The organism is Rhodococcoides corynebacterioides NBRC 14404 (genome assembly GCF_001894765.1).
Taxonomy (GTDB): domain Bacteria; phylum Actinomycetota; class Actinomycetes; order Mycobacteriales; family Mycobacteriaceae; genus Rhodococcoides; species Rhodococcoides corynebacterioides.
In genome coordinates this window covers 462370-480749 of sequence record NZ_BCWV01000002.1, presented here as the reverse complement: position 1 = coordinate 480749, position 18380 = coordinate 462370, and the positions used below count along the sequence as shown (strand labels likewise).

The window sequence follows — 18380 nt, the reverse complement described above, 5'->3', positions numbered from 1 at the left end:
CGATCACACCCCACTCGGCTGCTCCACCCGAACGGAGCCCGCCGGTCGCCCGTCGAGTGCGAGCAACGCGTCGGCGACGAACTGGAGCAATTCCTCGTCGCGCACACGGGCCGAACCGACTCCACCGCCCGCGACCCGCGGAATGGGAATCTGCACCGTGCCGGTCGTGGCGCGGTACTGCGCGCTGGGGTAGAGCCGTTTCAACCGTAGCTGCTTGGAGTCCGGCAGGTCCATCGGCGCGATCTTGACCATCGTGCCGGCCACCGACACGTCGACGATGCCGTACTCGCGGCACAGCATGCGCAGGCGAGCCACGGCGACCAGCCGTCCGACCTCGTCGGGAACGGGCCCGTATCGGTCGGTGAGCTCGTCGATCACCGCCCCGATCTCCTCCTCGTTCTGCGCCGCCGCGAGCTTCCGGTACGCCTCGAGGCGCAGCCGATCGCTGGTGACGTAGTCGGGCGGGATATGCGCGTCGACGGGCAGATCGATCCGCATCTCCTTCGGCGCCTCGTCGGTGGTGACGGGCCGCCCGTCGGCCACCGCGCGGTAGGCCTCGACCGCCTCCCCCACCAGCCGCACATACAGGTCGAACCCGACGCCCGCGACGTGGCCGGACTGCTCGGCGCCGAGCACGTTGCCGGCGCCGCGGATCTCGAGGTCCTTCATCGCGACCGCCATACCGGCACCGAGGTCGGAGTTCTGCGAGATGGTGGCCAACCGGTCGTACGCCGTCTCGGTGAGCGGCTTCTCCGGCGGGTAGAGGAAATAGGCGTAGCCGCGATCCCGGCTGCGCCCCACTCGGCCGCGGAGCTGATGCAGCTGCGACAGACCCAGTGCATCGGCCCGTTCCACGATCAACGTGTTGGCGTTGGAGATGTCCAGGCCGGTCTCGATGATCGTGGTGCACACCAGGATGTCGTACTCCCGCTGCCAGAACCCCTGCACGGTCTGCTCGAGCGTGTCCTCGTTCATCTGGCCGTGCGCGACCACCACACGCGCCTCCGGCACCAACTCCCGAATGCGCGCGGCGGCCTTGTCGATGCTGCTGACCCGGTTGTGGACGTAGAACACCTGGCCGTCGCGCAGGAGTTCGCGGCGGATGGCCGCGGCCACCTGCTTGTCCTGGTAGGCCCCGACGTAGGTGAGGACGGGGTGGCGCTCCTCGGGCGGGGTGAGGATGGTCGACATCTCGCGGATCCCGGCCATGCTCATCTCGAGCGTGCGGGGAATCGGCGTCGCCGACATGGTGAGCACGTCGACGTGCGTGCGCAGCGCCTTGATGTGCTCCTTGTGCTCGACGCCGAAGCGCTGCTCCTCGTCCACCACCACCAGGCCGAGGTCCTTCCAGCGCACGCCGGTCTGCAACAACCGGTGCGTGCCGACGACGACGTCCACGGTGCCCTCCGCCAGCCCCTCGAGGACCTCGCGGGACTGCGCCGGGTCGGTGAAGCGAGACAGGCCCCGCACCGTGACGGGGAAGTTCGCCATCCGCTCGGTGAACGTCTGCAGGTGCTGCTGCGCGAGCAGCGTCGTCGGGACCAGCACGGCGACCTGCTTGCCGTCCTGCACCGCCTTGAACGCCGCGCGCACCGCGATCTCCGTCTTGCCGTACCCGACGTCGCCGATGACCACGCGGTCCATCGGCACCGGCTTCTCCATGTCCGCCTTGACCTCGGCGATGACCGTCATCTGATCGACGGTCTCGGTGAACGCGAAGGCGTCCTCCATCTCCTGCTGCCACGGCGTGTCCGGACCGTAGGCGTGACCGGGTGCCGCCTGGCGGGCGGCGTAGAGCTGCACCAGCTCGCCCGCGATCTCGCGAACGGCCTTGCGCGCCTTGCGTTTGGTGTTGGTCCAGTCCGACCCGCCCAGCTTGCTCAGGCTGGGCATCTCGCCGCCCACGTAGCGGGAGAGTTGATCGAGCGACTCCATGGGGACGAACAGCCGGTCGCCCGGGTGGCCGCGCTTGGACGGCGCGTACTCCACCACGAGGTATTCACGACGGGCCCCGCCGACGGTGCGTTCGACCATCTCGACGAACCGACCGATGCCGTGCTGGTCGTGCACCACCATGTCCCCGGCGGTCAGCGCCAGCGGATCGACCTGGTTGCGGCGCTTGGCCGGCAGCCGGCGACCGTCGCCCGCCGCGGCCACCCGATTGCCCGTGAGGTCGGCCTCGGTGACCACGACCAGTCCCGCGTCACGCAGGATCACCCCGCTCTGCAGCGACCCGCAGAGCACCGCCACCGTGTCCGGACTCGGCTCCACCCCGGGCTCGAGGTGCGTACCGGGAACACCGGCCTCTCGCAGCCGCTCGACGGTGCGCTGCGCCGTACCTGCGCCGGCCACGACGACGGCGACTCGGCCGCCCGTCGCCAGATGGGCCGAGAACTGCTGGAACAGCGCAGCCAGGGCCTCCTCCGACCCGCGTACGTCGGGTGCGCTGTCGACGGGCAGGACGATCTCCTCGTCCGACCCCGACGCCAGCGGGCCGAGCGTCCACCACGGACGCCCCGTCGCCTCCACGGACTCGCGCACCTGCCGCAGCGAGCGGTACGCCGACGCGCTCAGGTCGAGCCCCGTCGCCGGCGCTCCGTCCTCCTGGTCACCGTGCAGACCGCTGGTGTCGAGCGCCTCCGTGTCGAGCGGCGCCGCGGCGCCGATGCTCGCGGCCGTCCAGGACGCCTCGAGGAACTCGCGGCCCGTCCGCACCAGATCGGTCGCGCGCGTCCGGACCTTCTCCGCGTCGCACACCAGCACGTGCGCACCGGCGGGCAGAGCGTCGGTGAGCAGTTCCAGTCCGCCCGCCTTCAGCACGGGCAGCAACGCCTCCATGCCCTCCACCGGAATGCCGGCGGAGATCTTGTCGAGCATCTCCACCAGCGCGGCGTCGGACGCGTTGTTCTCGGCGAGCAGGGCGGCGCGACGCCGCACGTCCTCGTCGAGGATCATCTCGCGGCACGGCGGTGCGATGACCGAGTCGACCGGAGCGTCCGGAATGGAGCGTTGGTCGGCCACCGAGAACGCGCGCACGTCGGTGACCTCGTCACCCCAGAACTCCACGCGCACCGGATGATCCGCCGTGGGCGAGAAGAGATCGAGAATGCCGCCGCGGACCGCGAACTCGCCGCGCTTGCCCACCATGTCGACGCGGGTGTACGCCAGCTCGACCAGCCGGGTCTGCAACTCCTCGAAGTCGATCTCCGTGCCGACGCGCAGCCCGATCGGCTCGATCTCGCCGAGACCGCGTGCGATCGGCTGCAGGACCGACCGCACGGTGGTGACGACGACGCGCAACGGCACGCCGTAGTCCGGGTCCTGCGGGCGGGCGAGGCGCCGCAGCACCTCGATGCGGCGGCCGACCGTGTCCGCTCCCGGCGACAGGCGCTCGTGCGGCAGCGTCTCCCATGACGGAAACTGGGCGACGGCGTCGCCGAACATCTCGCCGAGCTCCGCCGTGAGGTCGTCCGCCTCGCGGCCGGTGGCCGTGACCACGAGCACCGGCGCGGCGTGCGCCACGGCGGCCGCGACGAACGAGCGGGCGGCCGTCGGCGCGACGACGGTGGCTGTGGGTCGCCCCGCGAGCTCGGTGATCCGACGGAAGGACTCGTCGGACAGCGCGAGGCGAACCAGTCCGGACAGCCGACCGTCGGCCACGGGCGGCGAGGTGTCCGCAGCGGTGAGCGCAGCAGAGGACGAGGAAGAGGACAAGAACGAGCTCCTGACGGACATCGACGAGATGCGGCCCGCGCCGCACGCAGCACGCGGTGCGGCGTGCAGTGCTGCGTCGGGCGGTACCACGATTCTAGGAGCCCCTGCCGACAGCCCGACAGCGGCGATCGGTTGCCGTACTCGAGACAGCGGCGATCAGTTGCCGTACTTCAGCACCCGGCGTGCGGCGAACTCGCGGAAGTAGTCGAGCTTGGTCGACGGCACCAGAGACGGCAGCAGGTAGTGCCACAACCGTTCCATCCGGCTGGACATGCGGTCGGTGCTGTCGGTGGCCACCGCCACCATGTGGGCCCCGATGATCACCTCGAGGAAGAGCATTCCGGTGGTCTCGGCATCGAGATCGGGCAGCAGGTCACCCTCCTCGAGGGCACGACGGGCGAGTCCGGTGTGGTACTCGGTCCACGTCTCGAGGATGTTCTCCCCGGTTCCGCGATAGTCGCCGATCTGATACTCGAGCCGGAACATCGCCGCCACCATCGGGTCGGTCACGGCCAGGTCGACGGTGATGTAGGAGACGCCGATCTCGGCTTCGAGGGCCGGCACCCGGCCGTCGTCGAGCGTCGCGCAGGCCGCCGTGAGACGGCGCACGCCCTCGTCGATGACCGCGCGGGCCAGCTCTTCCTTGGATCCGAAGTGGAAGTAGAGCGCACCCTTGGTCACCTGGGACTGCGAGATGATCTCGCTGAGACTGGCGTTCGCGTATCCGAGGCGCAGGAACACCGTCGCGGCGCCGGCCAACACGGTGTCCCGGGTGATCTCGGCGCGTGCCTGTCTGACCATGCGATCCGCCTCGAAAGTGTCTGCAACGAACGGTGGGTCCGATCGGACGCCGTGTTCGGCCCCCGTCGGCACACCGAAACTGTGAACGGTGCCAGAAAACGGTACCACTGCACCTGTACCGGACCCGAGCACTCGTCCCCCGGTCTCGGCCGTCGTGTCGGAGCGTGCTCGGCGTTCGGATCCGCCGTGTGCCTTACGCCGGTCGGCCCGTTCAGGCTCCCAACTGCGGATCCGCCTCCAGATTGGTCAGACCGTTCCAGCACAGGTTCACGATGTGGGCGGCCACTGCCTCCTTCGACGGGGTGCGATCGTCGAGCCACCACTGCGCCGTCATCGACACCATGCCCACGAGGGCCTGGGCGTAGAGAGGTGCGGTGTCGGGATCGATGCCACGGCGGGAGAAATCCCCCGCGAGGATGTGACCCACCTGGCTCACGGCGTCGTTCAGCAGCGAGGAGTACGTGCCCTCGGCGGCCGCCACCGGCGAATCCCGGACGAGGATGCGGAAACCGTCGGTGTGATCCTCGACGTACGTGAGCAACGCCAGCGCGACCCGTTCCACCCGCACGCGCGACCGGTTCTCCGTCAGCGACGAGGTGATCATCGACAGCAACGTCGACATCTCCCGATCGACGACGACGGCGTACAGGCCTTCCTTGCCGCCGAAGTGTTCGTAGACGACGGGCTTGCTCACCTGCGCTCGCTGGGCGATCTCCTCGATCGAGGTGGCCTCGTACCCGCGTTCGGCGAACAGCGTGCGGCCGATCTCGATCAATTGCGCCCGGCGTTGCGTCCCGGTCATCCGCACCCGCGGGCCGCGCTCGGGAGTCCCGGCGTTCGACGACGTCATGGGTTCACAGATACACCACCCGGGCCGCGTCGGGGTTTTACCCGTCGGGCCACTTCGTGCGAGACTCCTCTCGCTCGGTGCACGCCGGCCGAGGCTGTGATCCGCCGTGGTGTAATGGCAGCACCTCTGATTTTGGTTCAGATAGTTCAGGTTCGAGTCCTGGCGGCGGAGCTCACCGTCTGAACATCCCCGAGGAGTTTCATGTCGTCGAAGGTCGCCGTCGTCGTGCTCGCCGCAGGTGCGGGGACACGGATGCGATCGAAGACACCCAAGGTGCTGCACCGACTGGCCGGTCGCTCCATGCTCGCCCACGCCCTGCACGCCGCGGACGGCGTGGATCCCGATCATCTGGTGACCGTCGTCGGACACGATCGCGAGAAGGTCGCCACCGCGGTCGGCGAGCTCGCCGAGTCCCTGGGCCGGACCATCGACATCGCCGTGCAGCACGAGCAGCACGGCACCGGCCACGCCGTGCAGTGCGGACTCGCCTCGCTCCCCCGCGATTTCTCCGGCACCGTGCTCGTCACCGCGGGCGACGTCCCCCTCCTCGACGCCCACACCCTGAGGGCACTGCTGCACGACCATCGCTCCTCCACCGAGACCGTCGCCGTGTCGGTGTTGACGTTCGTCCCGGCCGAGGCCAACGGGTACGGCCGCATCGTGCGGGACGCGGAGGGTCGGGTCGCCGAGATCGTCGAGCACGCCGACGCGACGCCCGAACAGCTGCGGATCGCCGAGGTCAACTCCGGCGTCTACGCGTTCGACGCCGACGCACTCCGGACGGCGCTGGCCTCCCTCGGCACCGACAACGCTCAGCACGAGCTGTACCTGACCGACGTCCTGAAGATCTCCCGCTCCCGCGGGCTGCCGGTGTTCAGCACGCAGCTCACCGATCCCGACCTGGTGCGTGGGGTCAACGACCGCGTGCAGCTCGCCGAGGTGACCCGGACACTGAACGAGCACATCCTGGCCCGGCACATGCGCGCCGGTGTCACCGTGATCGATCCGGCGTCGACGTGGGTCGACATCGACGTGACCATCGGGCGCGACGCCGTCCTGCATCCGGGCACGCACCTGCACGGCGCCACCGAGATCGGCGAGGACGCCGTCGTCGGACCCGACACCACCCTGACCGACGTCTCGGTGGGTCCCGGCGCGAGCGTGGTGCGCACCCACGGCAGCGAGTCGACCGTCGGAGCGGGCGCCGTCGTCGGGCCGTTCACCTACCTGCGACCGGGGACCGAACTGGGCGCCGCCGGCAAGCTGGGGGCGTTCGTCGAAACCAAGAACGCGGCCATCGGCGCTCACTCGAAGGTCCCGCACCTGACCTACGTCGGCGACGCGACCATCGGCGAGCACTCGAACATCGGCGCCTCCAGCGTCTTCGTGAACTACGACGGCGTCGGCAAGTCCCGCACCGAGATCGGATCGCACGTGCGGACCGGTTCGGACACGATGTTCATCGCCCCGGTGCGGGTGGGCGACGGGGCCTACACCGGCGCCGGCACGGTGCTACGCCATGATGTACCCGCAGGTGCGCTGGCCGTGTCCGGTGGTCCGCAGCGGATCATCGAGGGCTGGGTGCAGAAGAAGCGTCCGGGAACGCCGGCGGCCGAGGCCGCCGAACGCGCCCGTTCGACCGAGGATCCACACGTGCACGAATCGAAGGACGGCGAGTAGAGCAGTGACCACAGCCAACTGGACCGACAATCAGAAGAACCTGATGCTCTTCTCCGGTCGCGCTCATCCCGAGCTCGCCGAGCAGGTGGCGAAGGAACTGGGCATCGAGGTCACCCCGCAGACGGCGCGCGACTTCGCCAACGGCGAGATCTTCGTGCGCTTCGAGGAGTCCGTCCGCGGATCGGACGCCTTCGTCCTGCAGAGCCACCCGTTCCCGCTGAACCAGTGGCTCATGGAGCAGCTCATCATGATCGACGCGCTCAAGCGCGGCTCCGCCAAGCGCATCACCGCGATCCTGCCGTTCTACCCCTACGCCCGGCAGGACAAGAAGCACCGTGGCCGCGAGCCCATCTCGGCCCGCCTGGTGGCCGACCTGCTCAAGACCGCCGGTGCCGACCGCATCATCACCGTCGATCTGCACACCGACCAGATCCAGGGCTTCTTCGACGGCCCGGTCGACCACATGCACGCCCACAGCCAGCTCGCGGAACACATCCGCGAGGGCTACAGCCTCGAGCACATCACCGTGGTCTCGCCCGACTCCGGACGCGTGCGGGTGGCCGAGAAGTGGGCCGACTCCCTGGGCGGCGCTCCCCTCGCGTTCATCCACAAGACGCGTGACCCGTTGGTGCCCAACCAGGTCAAGTCCAACCGCGTGGTCGGCGACGTCGAGGGACGCACCTGCATCCTCATCGACGACATGATCGACACCGGCGGCACCATCGCCGGAGCGGTCAAGGTCCTGAAGGAAGCGGGCGCCGGCGACGTCGTCATCGCCGCGACGCACGGAGTCCTCAGCGATCCGGCCGCCGAGCGTCTCGCCTCGTGCGGCGCGAAGGAGGTCGTGGTGACCAACACCCTGCCGATCAGCGACGACAAGCGCTTCGACACCCTCACCGAACTGTCGATCGCACCGCTGCTGGCCCGCACCATCCGCGAGGTCTTCGAGAACGGCTCGGTCACCAGCCTCTTCAACGGCAGCGCCTAGGTCGTCGGCGGTTCGGCGCGAGGTCGACCCTCGCGCCGAGCCGCGGCGTCAGCCGTCCCGCCGCGCCGCGACGAGCGCGAACCGGCGGTCGGCATCGGTCCAGAAGCGGTCGACCACGAACCCGGCCGCCGCAAGTTCGCCCGCGATGGACTCCTCCCGGAACTTGGCGGAGATCTCGGTGCGCATCTCCTCACCCTCGTCGAAGTGCACGTCGAGATCGAGCGCCTCGATCCGAACGTCCTGTGCGCGAGTCGATCTCAAGCGCATCTCGATCCACTCGTGCCGGTCGTCCCACACCGCGACGTGCTCGAACGACTCGGGATCGAACGTCGCGTCCAGCGAGCCGTTCAGGACTGACAGCACGTTGCGGTTGAACCGCGCCGTCACGCCCGCGGCGTCGTCGTACGCCGGGACCATCACCGCCGGATCGACCACGAGTCCCACGCCGAGCAGCAGGAACTCCCCGGTGTGAACGGTACGACCGATCTCGGCGAGGAACTCGGCGCGCTCCTGCGGCACCAGGTTGCCCAGGGTGCCGCCCAGGAAGGCGACGGTCCGCCGTCCACCGGCGGGCAGCGAGCGCAACGTGTCGGTGAAATCGCTGACCACCCCGTGGATCTCGAGCTCCGGGTAGTCGCGGACCAGGTCCTCCATGGCCCCGGTCAACGCCGACGGGGACACGTCCTGTGGAACGTACCGACGCAGCGAACCCTCCGCGGTGCCCGCCGAGAGCAGCAGCCGGGTCTTGTCGGACGATCCCGACCCGAGCTCGACCAGGACCTCGGCACGGGTGAGCACAGCGATCTCGTCGGCGTGCTCGGCGAGCAGGGCACGCTCGGTGCGCGTGGGGTAGTACTCGTCCAGCTCGGTGATGAGCTCGAACAGTTCGCTCCCGGTGGCATCGTAGAACCACTTGGGCGGCAACCACTTCGGGGTGGCGGTGAGTCCGCGGAGTACGTCCGCGCGCAGTGACGCACGCACGTCGGCGTCGGTGAGGTGAACGTCGAGCGTCGGCGCAGCCATGGTGGAAGCCCTTCGGGTCGGTCGAGACGGTGGGAGGCGGGTGGGAGGCGGGTGGGGTCAGCGGTCGAGCGGGGTGATGTCCAGCGAGCCGGCGGCCGCGGTCACGATCGACCGATCCGGGACGGAACGCCAGTCGGCATCGTCGTCGGTCGGTTCGGACGCGACGACGGCCGACGCGCCGTCGACGCGCACCGACAGCGCGTGATGCACCGCCGTGGCCCACAGTGTGCGGCCGTCGGAGAGCAGCAGGTTCAGCCGGGAGCCGGGCGCCGCGGCGTCGACGTCCCGCACGAGCCCCGCGAGGGCCTCCCCCGGCTCCTGCCCATCGAGCCTGTGCTGCAGCAGAACCCACAGCGCGGCGGCGTCGGTCGGAGCCGCCAGGCGGAGCAGGTCGGCGGCGGGCACGTCGGCGGCCAGGCCGGCGACGCTGTGCGGCCACCCGCCGACCACCCCGTTGTGGCTGAACGCGAACCTCCCGGTGACGAACGGAGCGCACGCCGAGCGGTCGACGGGCATCCCGACCGTCGCCGAGCGAATCGCGGCCACCACGGCCGTGGACCGCACCGACGTCAGCGCGTCGGTCACGGCGGGGTCGGTCCAGATCGGCATCGGGTTGCGGTAGTGCCCCACGCCGTCGTCCGTCCACCACGCCGCGCCGAACCCGTCGGCGTTGACGGTGCCGCCGCCTCGCATGTCGCGCGGCGCCCACGACTGCTGCATCAGCGACGAGGTGCCGGCGGTGAGGACGTCACCGACCGACCGGGCGGGACCGAGATATCCCAGGTGGCGGCACACTCAGACGACTCCCACGTCCCGCGCGCAGCGGAATCCCGAGAAGATCTGGCGACGAATCGGGTGGTCCCAGTTACGGAACGTCGACCGGATCGCCGTCGGATCGGTGCCGAACGATCCGCCGCGCAGCACCTTGTAGTCGCCGCCGAAGAACACCTCGGAATACTCCGGGTACGGGAACATCTCGAATCCCGGGTACGGCTCGAAGTCGGAGGACGTCCACTCCCAGACGTCGCCCATCAGCTGCTCGACGCCGAGCGCGGAGGCCCCGTCCGGATACGCGCCCACGTCGGCCGGTTCGAGATGTCGTTGCCCCAGATTGGCGTGATGCGAGGCGATCTCGTCCTCTCCCCACGGGAACCGACGCGAGCTGCCGTCGGCCGGATCGACGCGGGCAGCCTTCTCCCACTCGGCCTCGGTGGGCAGGCGCTTGCCGGCCCACCGCGCGTAGGCATCGGCCTCGAACCACGACACGTGCACGACGGGCTGCGCCGGCCGGACCGGAACACGGCGGCCGAACACCCGCCGCCACCACGTGCCGTCCGGATCCTGCTCCCAGAAGCCGGGCGCGACCAACTCCGCCTCGCGCCGGTGCTGCCACCCGCGGTCGGTCCACAGTTCCTCGCGGTCGTAGCCGCCGTCCGCCATGAACCGCAGGTAGTCGCCGTTGGTGACCGGGACCGCGTCGATCGCGAAGGTCTCCACCTGCACGGTGTGGGCCGGGCGCTCGTTGTCCAGCGCCCACGGATCGGTGTCGGTGCCCATCTCGAACGGACCGCCGGGCACGATGACCTCGAGGTCGCCGTCGGTGGGGACCCCCGCCCGCGGTGCGTCCGGCGCGCGGAGGACGGCCGGACCGGTGCGCAGTTGGTGGGTGGCGAGCATGGTCTCGTCGTGCTGCTGTTCGTGCTGGGCGACCATGGCGAAGACGAACCCGTTCTCGGTGAGACGCCGCTCCCCGAAGGTCGTGGACTGCAACGCCTCCCGGGACAGATCACGCACCCGGGCCACGTACTCCCGCGCCGCGTCGGGCGTGAGGAGCGGAAGCCCCGGTCGCGTGGAACGGGCGTGCCGGAACGCGTCGTACAGATCGTCGATGTCCCCGAGCACAGGAGCGTGCCCACCGACGTCCCGCGCCAGCCACAGCTCCTCCTGGTTCCCGATGTGCGCGAGATCCCACACCAACGGACTCATCAGCGGCGACACCTGCTCGCGCAGACCGTCGTCGTCCAGGCAGTCGGTCAGCGCGAGCGTGCGGGCGCGGCTGCGATCGAGCATGTCCTGCAGTCGTCGGCGCAGGGTCGCGGGGTCGGTGGTGGTCACCGGGCTCCCTCCTTCGTGTACGCGCGGGTGGACGAACGGGACTCGCCGGGGGCGAGTCCGGCAGTGCAGCGCTCCGACGCGGCCCGCAGACGATCGGCGACGAGGCCCACCGACGCCCCGGCCGCCACCGCGAGCACGGCGGACGCCGCCTCCGCGAGAGCGGCGTCGGACAGCCCGAACCGGGCGGCGTCCTCCCACCGGTTCTCGGTGCCCAGCGCGGCCGCGCGCGCCGCCGCGCGGACGGTCCTGTCCGCGACGAGGGCGGCCACGGCATGGACCGGCACGTCCCAGAGCCCGTCCGGCTGGCCGTCGAGGTAGCGCACCTCGAGGTGGCCGCCCGCCCGGACCAGCGGGAACAGTGTGGTGAGGTGGTAGTCGAGATCGGCCGTGGTGGGGCGGTGCTCTCCAGGGCCCACCACGTCGTCCAGCGCGCCCTCCATCCACTGCGCGAACGTGGTCTCGCCCGGCGGCGACTGCAGGCGGCTGCCCACGCGGATGCAGAGCAGCGGCACGTCCAGAGCCCATCGTGCGTAGTCGACGACCGGATCGACGCCGAGTGGCACCCGCGTCCGCGTCCGGTCGAGTTCGAACCACGTCCGCATGCGTTGCGACGCCCACGGTTCGGCGGGCACCCCGGCCAACGCGGGCGTCGCCGCGAACGCGGCGAGCAGCGCCGGGCCCACGGCGTGCAGCGTCTCCCAACGATCGCGGATCTCGGCACGGTCGCGCCCCGCGTCCACGCTGATCTGGACGGCCGCGGTGTTGCACATCATCGCGCGCCCGAACGGACCGACCGTGTCGAAGCGCGACTCCATCGCGCAGTAGCGCGGGAGCGTCAGCAGACGCTCGGGGACCCGCGCGGTGTCCGCACCGCCGGCCGTCAGCGTCACGGCGTAGGGGGCGAGGAGGTCCCGCAGCCGGTCGGTGTCGCGGCGCATGGCGTCGACCACCAGGTCGGCCGACGCAGCCGGGGCGGAGGACAGTTCGAGTTGGCCGCCCGGCTCGACGGAAACGACGTTTCCGGAGCGGAGGGGCAAGGCCGGGGAATCCGGACGCAGCGCGGTGGGGGTGTGATCCCCGAGCGCGGCGGCCAGCAGATCGAGCGACGGACGCGATCCGTCGGGCAGGGACGTGAAGAACTCGAGTTCGGCACCGACCAGAGCGGGCGGGCCGATCTTGAAACACACTCGCTCGAGGTAGGCCTCGGCGACAGGGCGCGAACCGAGTTCGCTCGACGCGGTCATGCCTCGACGCTAGCGCGCCGGACCGACATTAGTGTTCGAGGCAATGGAAACGAACCTGTCGTCCGTGGTCGACACCGCCCACGCCGAGACACCCGGCGCCGCTCGCGGTGTGTTCCTCGACAGCGCCGGCTCGTCGCTGCCGCCGCGGGTGGTCACCGACACCGTCGTCGACCACCTCCGTCGCGAAGCGGAGATCGGCGGCTACGCCGCGGCCGCCGAGCGCGCGGACGATCTCCTCGGCGTCCGTGCTTCCGTCGGTCGCCTGCTCGGGGCGCCCGCCCGCACGGTGGCGCTCTCCGATTCCGCGACCCGCGCCTGGTGCGACTTCTTCTACGCCGTCCCCCTCGCCCCCGGCGACCGCATCCTCCTCTCCCCGGTCGAGTACGCCACCGGGGCCGTCGCCGCCCTGCAGCGCGCCCGCGCCACCGGAGCGACGGTGGAGCAGATGCCCGCCGACGACACCGGTGCGATCGACGTCGCGGCGCTGGAGCGCGTGCTGGACGAGCGGGTGGCGCTCGTGTCGCTGGTTCACGCCCCGACGAACAGCGGACTGATCAACCCGGTGCGTGAGGTGGTCGACGCGGCTCACGCCGTCGGTGCGCGGGTGCTGCTCGACGCCTGTCAATCGGTGGGGCAGGTCGATCTCGACGTGGTCGACCTGGGTGTCGATGCGCTCTCGGCCACGGGCCGCAAGTGGCTGCGGGGACCGCGCGGGACCGGGATGCTCTACGTCGCCGAGCACCTGCTCGCCACCCTCGAACCGCGCTCGCTGGATCTGCACAGCGCCACCTGGACCGGGCCCACCTCCTACGAGATCGCCGACGACGCACGACGATTCGAGACCTGGGAGCACGACGTCGCCGCCCGTCTCGGTCTCGGCGCCGCCGTGGATCACCTTCTCGCCCTGGGTCCGCGGGCCGTCGAGGCCGCTGTCCGGGACCGCGCCGATCGGCTGCGCGGCGCGCTGCGCGAACTCCCTCGGGTCACGGTCCGGGATCCCGACACCCGCCGCGACCGACTGTCGGGCATCGTGACGTTCACCGTGGACGGCGTCGATCCGTCTGCAGTGAAGACCCGCCTGGCGGAGCAGGGCGTCACGGTCACCGTCAGTCCGCGGTCGTCGACACTGCTCGACATGACGGCGCGTGGTCTGGACGCAGTGGTCCGCGCGTCACCCCATTGCTTCCTGCGGACCGATCAACTGGACGCGGCGGTGTCGGCGGTGTCGGCGCTGCGGTAGGGGTCGCGTCCGGGGCGTGCGACGGGGCCGGCGCGGCGCGCAGCACCAGTACCACGGCCACGGCGCAGAGGGCGAGACCCGGAACGGTCGCGAGCCCCAGCGTGTCACCGAACATCAGCCGGCCCACGATCATCGTGACGGGCGGGGTCAGGTACAGCAGGGCACTCGCCGCCGTGGCCCCACGGCGAGCGATGACGGCGAAGTAGCTGCCGATCGCGAGGAAGGTCGAGAGCACGACGGTCCAGCCGACGGTGAGAGCGTAGGCCCACCACGGCGCGTCGCCGCCGAGGTTGCCGCCGACCACCACCGCCACCCCGACGATGCCGAGGAGCAGCCCCGCCGCGGTACGCGCCCCGATGCGCTGGGCGAGGAACGCGCCGGCGAGGGCGGCCACCACCATCGGCTGCACCGCGGCGATCAGGGCACTGAGCCCGGCGGACACGCCGTACTGCACGCCGGTGTAGATCCCGCCCGGGTAGAGGCACTGCATCACGACACCGAGTCCGATCTGGCGGCGGACGGCCCCGCGGGACACGCGCTGGGACCGGACGAGGACCACGGCCCCGAGGACGACGGCGGCGACGACGAAGCGCCACGCCAGCACCGCGTGCGAGGAGGCGGTGCGCGTGCCGAGTTCGGTACCGACGAATCCCGAGCTCCAGGTGACGACGAGCAGGGCGGCCAGGGGGGCGTCTCGTGTGTTCACGCCACGAGGTAACCATACAGGTCTGTATACTCGCAGTGTCCTGCTCCAAGGCTCGACGGAAGGCTCTCCCCGTGCGCACGATTCCCGACCCCGCCGCCGCCCTCACGCCGGCCGGTGAGCGCATCCACGACGTCGCGGCCCGGCTCTTCTACGAACGTGGCATCCGTGCCACCGGCGTCGATCTCGTCGCGGACGAGGCCGGCACCACCAAGAAGACCCTCTACGACCGGTTCGGCTCGAAGGACGGCCTGGTGGCCTTCTATCTCGGACGTCGCCGACTGCGGTGGCAGCGGTTCGTGCTGGACCGCCTGGACGGCGTTCCGCCGGGACTGCCGCGCATCCTGCGGATGTACGACGTCCTCGAGGAATGGCTGGCGGACGCCCACCGCGGCTGCGGGTTCGTCAATGCCCACGCCGAGATCGCCGGCACCGACCACCCCGGCCTGGCCGTCGTGCACGCCGAGAAGGCCTGGGCGCGTGCGCTGTACGTCGAGTTCTCCCGCGACGCCGGGGTGGACGATCCCGAGACCGTCGGCACCGGCCTGTTCCTCCTCCACGAGGGCGCGGTGGTCGCGACGACCGCCGGCGGCGTCACCGATGCGGTCGGGGTCGCCCGGCAGTCCGCCGTGGCTCTCGTCGACCGGGCCCTCGCCGGTCGGGCCGTCGCCGGCACGTCGTCCGCGCCGTCACCCGGGGCGGGGGATTCGGTGGTCGACGAACCCGTCCGGTAAGGTGATGCAGGTTGTCTCGGCGAGGGTGTCCGGGCCACGGACCCGTCCGAGGACCGACACCGTGATCGACGCAGGCACGGCTCACCTTCTGGCCGTCCTCGTCCGTGTCCGCGCCGGACAAGTCGTACCGCCGCACACGCCGTCATTCGAGGAGTTCCACCATGGCCGACACCAACGTTCTCACCGCTGCGCTGCGCACGGAGTTCGGCAAGGGCGCTGCCCGCCGGACCCGTCGCGACGGCCAGGTTCCCGCCGTCCTGTACGGCCACTCCACCGATCCGAAGCACCTCGCTCTCCCGGCTCGTGAGTTCGCGGCCGTGCTGCGTGCCGACGGCGTCAACGCCGTCCTCGAGCTCGACATCGACGGTGAGAAGCAGCTGGCTCTGACCAAGTCGGTCGTCGTTCACCCGATCAAGAACTACATCGAGCACGCCGACCTGCTGGTGATCCGCCGTGGCGAGAAGGTCACCGTGGAAATCACCGTCACCACGACCGGCGACGCGGCCCCCGGCACGCTGGTCACGATCGACACCAACGCCGTCGAGATCGAGGTCGACGCCACGCAGATCCCCGAGCAGTTCGAGGTGTCGGTGGAGGGTGCCGAGATCGGCACGCAGGTCCTCGCGTCCCAGCTCGACCTGCCGAAGGGCGCCACCCTCGTCACCGACGGCGAGACCTTGCTGGTCAACGTCGTCGAGGCACCCACCGAGGCCGAGCTCGAGGCCGAGGGCGCCGGCGACCTCGCGTCGAACGTCGCGGCCGAGGAGGAAGAGGCCGTGGAGGACTCCTCCGCTGCCGACGAGGCCGCCGCGGCGGACTCCGACAACTGATTCCAGCCCCACCCGCACGGCGCGCTCTCCCCACGGAGAGCGCGCCGTGCGTCGTTCCCACCCGAGACGAGGCGACATCGTGACCAGTTCCGCAGCCGGACCGCTGGTGGTGATCGGCCTCGGCAACCCGGGCTCGCAGTACGCGAAGACCCGCCACAACATCGGCGCCGTCGTGCTGGACACCCTCGCGGCCCGGGCGCACGGATCGTTCTCGGCGCACAAGCGCAGCAACTGCGACGTCCTGTCGGCGCGGCTGGGCTGCCGCGCGGTGGTGCTGGGCAAACCCCGCTCGTACATGAACGAGTCCGGAGGTCCGGTGGTCAACCTGGCTCGGTTCCATTCCGTGGACCCGACCGACGTGATCGTGGTGCACGACGAACTCGACCTGGACTTCGGCGTCGTCCGACTCAAGCGCGGCGGCGGCGAGGGCGGCCACAACGGGCTGCGCTCGATCTCGAAGTCGTTGGGTACCAAGGACTACGTCCGAGTGCGCGTCGGGATCGGCCGCCCGCCGGGCCGCATGGATCCCGCCTCGTTCGTCCTGAAACCTTTCGCCACCGCCGAGCGTGACGAGATCGCGGTGAGCGTCGAGGACGCCGCCGACGCGGTCGAACTGGTGGTGCGACTGGGCCTCGAGGACGCCCAGAACCGCCTCCACGGACCCTGATCGGCCCGTCCGTTCCGCGTAGTCTGCAGATGCCGCCGTCGTCTCCCCGACAGCGTGCGCCCGATCGAGAAAGGCCCCCGTGAGCACCCCGTCCGACCTGTCACCGTCCGCCGAGACTACCTCTGCCGCACCGAAGAACCTGCGTCGGGAGGTCGACCGCCGACGGACGTTCGCGGTCATCTCGCACCCGGACGCGGGCAAGTCGACGCTCACCGAGGCGCTCGCGCTGCACGCCCGCAAGATCTCCGAGGCCGGCGCCATCCACGGCAAGGCGGGCCGCAAGTCCACGGTGTCGGACTGGATGGAGATGGAGAAGGCCCGTGGCATCTCCGTCAGCTCCACCGCCCTGCAGTTCGACTACGACGACCACACCATCAACCTCGTCGACACTCCCGGTCACGCGGACTTCTCGGAGGACACCTACCGGGTTCTGACCGCCGTGGACGCGGCGGTGATGCTCATCGACGCCGCGAAGGGCCTCGAGCCCCAGACCCTCAAGCTCTTCCAGGTGTGCCGTCATCGCGGCATCCCCGTGGTGACGGTCGTCAACAAGTGGGACCGTCCGGGCCGCACACCCCTCGAGCTGCTCGACGAGATCGAGCAGCGCATCGGGCTCACGCCCACTCCGTTGTTCTGGCCGGTCGGTATCGCAGGCGACTTCCGCGGCCTGCTGGACGTGACCACGACGGAGTACATCCACTTCACGCGGACCGCCGGCGGCGCCACCATCGCACCGGAGGAGTTCCTCGACGCCGACGCCGCCGCGGCGCGCGAGGGCGACGAGTGGACCACCGCTCTGGAGGAGAGCGAGCTGCTGGTCGAGAGCGGTCAGCAGCACGACGAGGAGGCATTCCTCGCCGGGCGCACCTCCCCGGTGATCTTCGCGTCCGCCATGCTGAACTTCGGCGTCCATCAGATCCTGGACACCCTGGTCTCGTTCGCCCCGCCGCCCGGCCCGCGTCCCGACGTCACCGGCGGCGCTCGGGACGTCACCGACCCGTTCAGCGCCGTGGTGTTCAAGGTCCAGGCAGGCATGGACACCGCGCACCGCGATCGACTGGCGTTCATGCGCGTGGTCTCCGGCGTCTTCGAGCGCGGGATGGTGGTCACTCATGCGCAGACCGGCAAGCCGTTCACCACGAAGTACGCGCTGACCGTCTTCGGACGCGAACGCACGACGGTGGAGCACGCCTATCCCGGGGACGTCGTGGGTCTGGTCAACGCGACCGCCCTCGCACCGGGACACACGCTCTACGCCGACCGCAAGGTCGAGTTCCCGCCCATCCCCTCGTTCGCGCCGGAGCACTTCTCGATCCTCCGCGCGGAGAGTGCCGCCAAGTACAAGCAGTTCCGCCGCGCGGTGGACCAGATGGACTCCGAGGGTGTGGTGCAGATCCTGCGCAACGACCTGCGCGGCGACGCCTCTCCCGTCCTCGCGGCCGTGGGCCCCATGCAGTTCGAGGTGGTCGCGGCGCGGATGAAGTCCGAGTTCGGCGTCGAGGCGCGCATGGAGCCGCTCGGATACTCGCTGGCCCGCCGGACCGACGCCGAGTCCGCCGGCGAGCTCGGCCGTCAACGCGGCATCGAGGTGTTCACCCGGAGCGACGGGGTCCTGCTCGCCCTGGTCAGCGACAAGTGGCGGCTGCAGTACATCGAGAAGGAACTGCCGCACCTCACGCTCGAGCCGTTGGTGGCCGCCGCCGACTAGATCCGCCGCGGGGCCGGGAGAATCCGCCGTGCTCGACCGCACACAGGACGGGGACATCGCCGGGATCCCGTCGATCCGAGGGT

14 protein-coding genes, 1 tRNA gene and 1 pseudogene are annotated in these 18380 nt (G+C 70.5%); 8 read left to right on the top strand and 8 right to left on the bottom strand.

What is annotated here, in order from left to right:
* Positions 1-3 precede the first annotated feature (3 nt).
* From mfd to RC2_RS03655, 3 genes are all read right to left on the bottom strand, one after another.
* Positions 4-3735, bottom strand: coding sequence for a transcription-repair coupling factor (mfd, locus tag RC2_RS03665; protein WP_083529658.1), 3732 nt, complete (start codon positions 3733-3735; stop codon positions 4-6).
* A gap of 135 nt (positions 3736-3870) precedes the next feature.
* On the bottom strand, positions 3871-4515 hold the full coding sequence (locus RC2_RS03660; RefSeq protein WP_072681059.1) for a ScbR family autoregulator-binding transcription factor: 645 nt from the start codon (positions 4513-4515) through the stop codon (positions 3871-3873).
* A 211-nt stretch (positions 4516-4726) separates the two neighbouring features.
* Entirely contained in the window at positions 4727-5365 is a 639-nt protein-coding gene (locus RC2_RS03655) for a TetR/AcrR family transcriptional regulator (RefSeq protein ID WP_068102605.1), read from the bottom strand.
* A gap of 100 nt (positions 5366-5465) precedes the next feature.
* Here RC2_RS03655 and RC2_RS03650 point away from each other — a divergent pair.
* The 3 genes from RC2_RS03650 to RC2_RS03640 all read left to right on the top strand — a co-directional run bounded on the left by RC2_RS03650 (position 5466) and on the right by RC2_RS03640 (position 8033).
* A tRNA-Gln gene (locus RC2_RS03650) sits at positions 5466-5536 on the top strand.
* Positions 5537-5566: 30 nt separating this feature from the next.
* Positions 5567-7045, top strand: coding sequence for a bifunctional UDP-N-acetylglucosamine diphosphorylase/glucosamine-1-phosphate N-acetyltransferase GlmU (gene glmU / locus RC2_RS03645; RefSeq protein WP_072681057.1), 1479 nt, complete (start codon positions 5567-5569; stop codon positions 7043-7045).
* A gap of 4 nt (positions 7046-7049) precedes the next feature.
* The gene (locus RC2_RS03640) at positions 7050-8033 is read left to right on the top strand and encodes a ribose-phosphate diphosphokinase (RefSeq protein WP_072681055.1); all 984 of its coding nucleotides are present in this window, start codon (positions 7050-7052) and stop codon (positions 8031-8033) included.
* Between the two features lie 48 nt (positions 8034-8081).
* On the opposite strand, the gene egtD is transcribed toward RC2_RS03640, so the two are convergent.
* From egtD to egtA, 4 genes are read right to left on the bottom strand one after another with little or no spacing between them, the layout of a single operon-like run.
* Complete coding sequence (egtD, locus tag RC2_RS03635; protein ID WP_072681053.1) at positions 8082-9056, bottom strand: L-histidine N(alpha)-methyltransferase; 975 nt, start codon at positions 9054-9056, stop codon at positions 8082-8084.
* A gap of 57 nt (positions 9057-9113) precedes the next feature.
* Positions 9114-9851, bottom strand: coding sequence for an ergothioneine biosynthesis protein EgtC (egtC, locus tag RC2_RS03630; RefSeq protein ID WP_072681051.1), 738 nt, complete (start codon positions 9849-9851; stop codon positions 9114-9116).
* Positions 9852-11126, bottom strand: coding sequence for an ergothioneine biosynthesis protein EgtB (egtB, locus tag RC2_RS03625; protein ID WP_082895461.1), 1275 nt, complete (start codon positions 11124-11126; stop codon positions 9852-9854).
* A 41-nt stretch (positions 11127-11167) separates the two neighbouring features.
* Positions 11168-12415: an ergothioneine biosynthesis glutamate--cysteine ligase EgtA gene (gene egtA, locus RC2_RS03620; protein WP_068147528.1), complete on the bottom strand. Its 1248-nt coding sequence runs from the start codon at positions 12413-12415 to the stop codon at positions 11168-11170.
* Between the two features lie 43 nt (positions 12416-12458).
* Here egtA and RC2_RS03615 point away from each other — a divergent pair, with 43 nt between their 5' ends.
* Complete coding sequence (locus RC2_RS03615) at positions 12459-13655, top strand: aminotransferase class V-fold PLP-dependent enzyme (RefSeq protein WP_068147605.1); 1197 nt, start codon at positions 12459-12461, stop codon at positions 13653-13655.
* A gap of 52 nt (positions 13656-13707) precedes the next feature.
* Here RC2_RS03615 and RC2_RS03610 read toward each other — a convergent pair.
* Positions 13708-14361: pseudogene (locus RC2_RS03610) on the bottom strand (EamA family transporter); the annotation flags it as partial.
* A gap of 71 nt (positions 14362-14432) precedes the next feature.
* Here RC2_RS03610 and RC2_RS03605 point away from each other — a divergent pair.
* The 4 genes from RC2_RS03605 to RC2_RS03590 all read left to right on the top strand — a co-directional run bounded on the left by RC2_RS03605 (position 14433) and on the right by RC2_RS03590 (position 18297).
* Entirely contained in the window at positions 14433-15092 is a 660-nt protein-coding gene (locus tag RC2_RS03605; RefSeq protein ID WP_082895455.1) for a TetR/AcrR family transcriptional regulator, read from the top strand.
* Positions 15093-15253: 161 nt separating this feature from the next.
* The gene (locus RC2_RS03600) at positions 15254-15922 is read left to right on the top strand and encodes a 50S ribosomal protein L25/general stress protein Ctc (protein WP_068147525.1); all 669 of its coding nucleotides are present in this window, start codon (positions 15254-15256) and stop codon (positions 15920-15922) included.
* Between the two features lie 79 nt (positions 15923-16001).
* On the top strand, positions 16002-16589 hold the full coding sequence (gene pth, locus RC2_RS03595) for an aminoacyl-tRNA hydrolase (RefSeq protein ID WP_082895454.1): 588 nt from the start codon (positions 16002-16004) through the stop codon (positions 16587-16589).
* 79 nt (positions 16590-16668) lie between these two features.
* Positions 16669-18297 (top strand): peptide chain release factor 3, encoded by a 1629-nt coding sequence (locus RC2_RS03590; RefSeq protein WP_068147523.1) that lies wholly within the window; start codon positions 16669-16671, stop codon positions 18295-18297.
* Positions 18298-18380 lie beyond the last annotated feature (83 nt).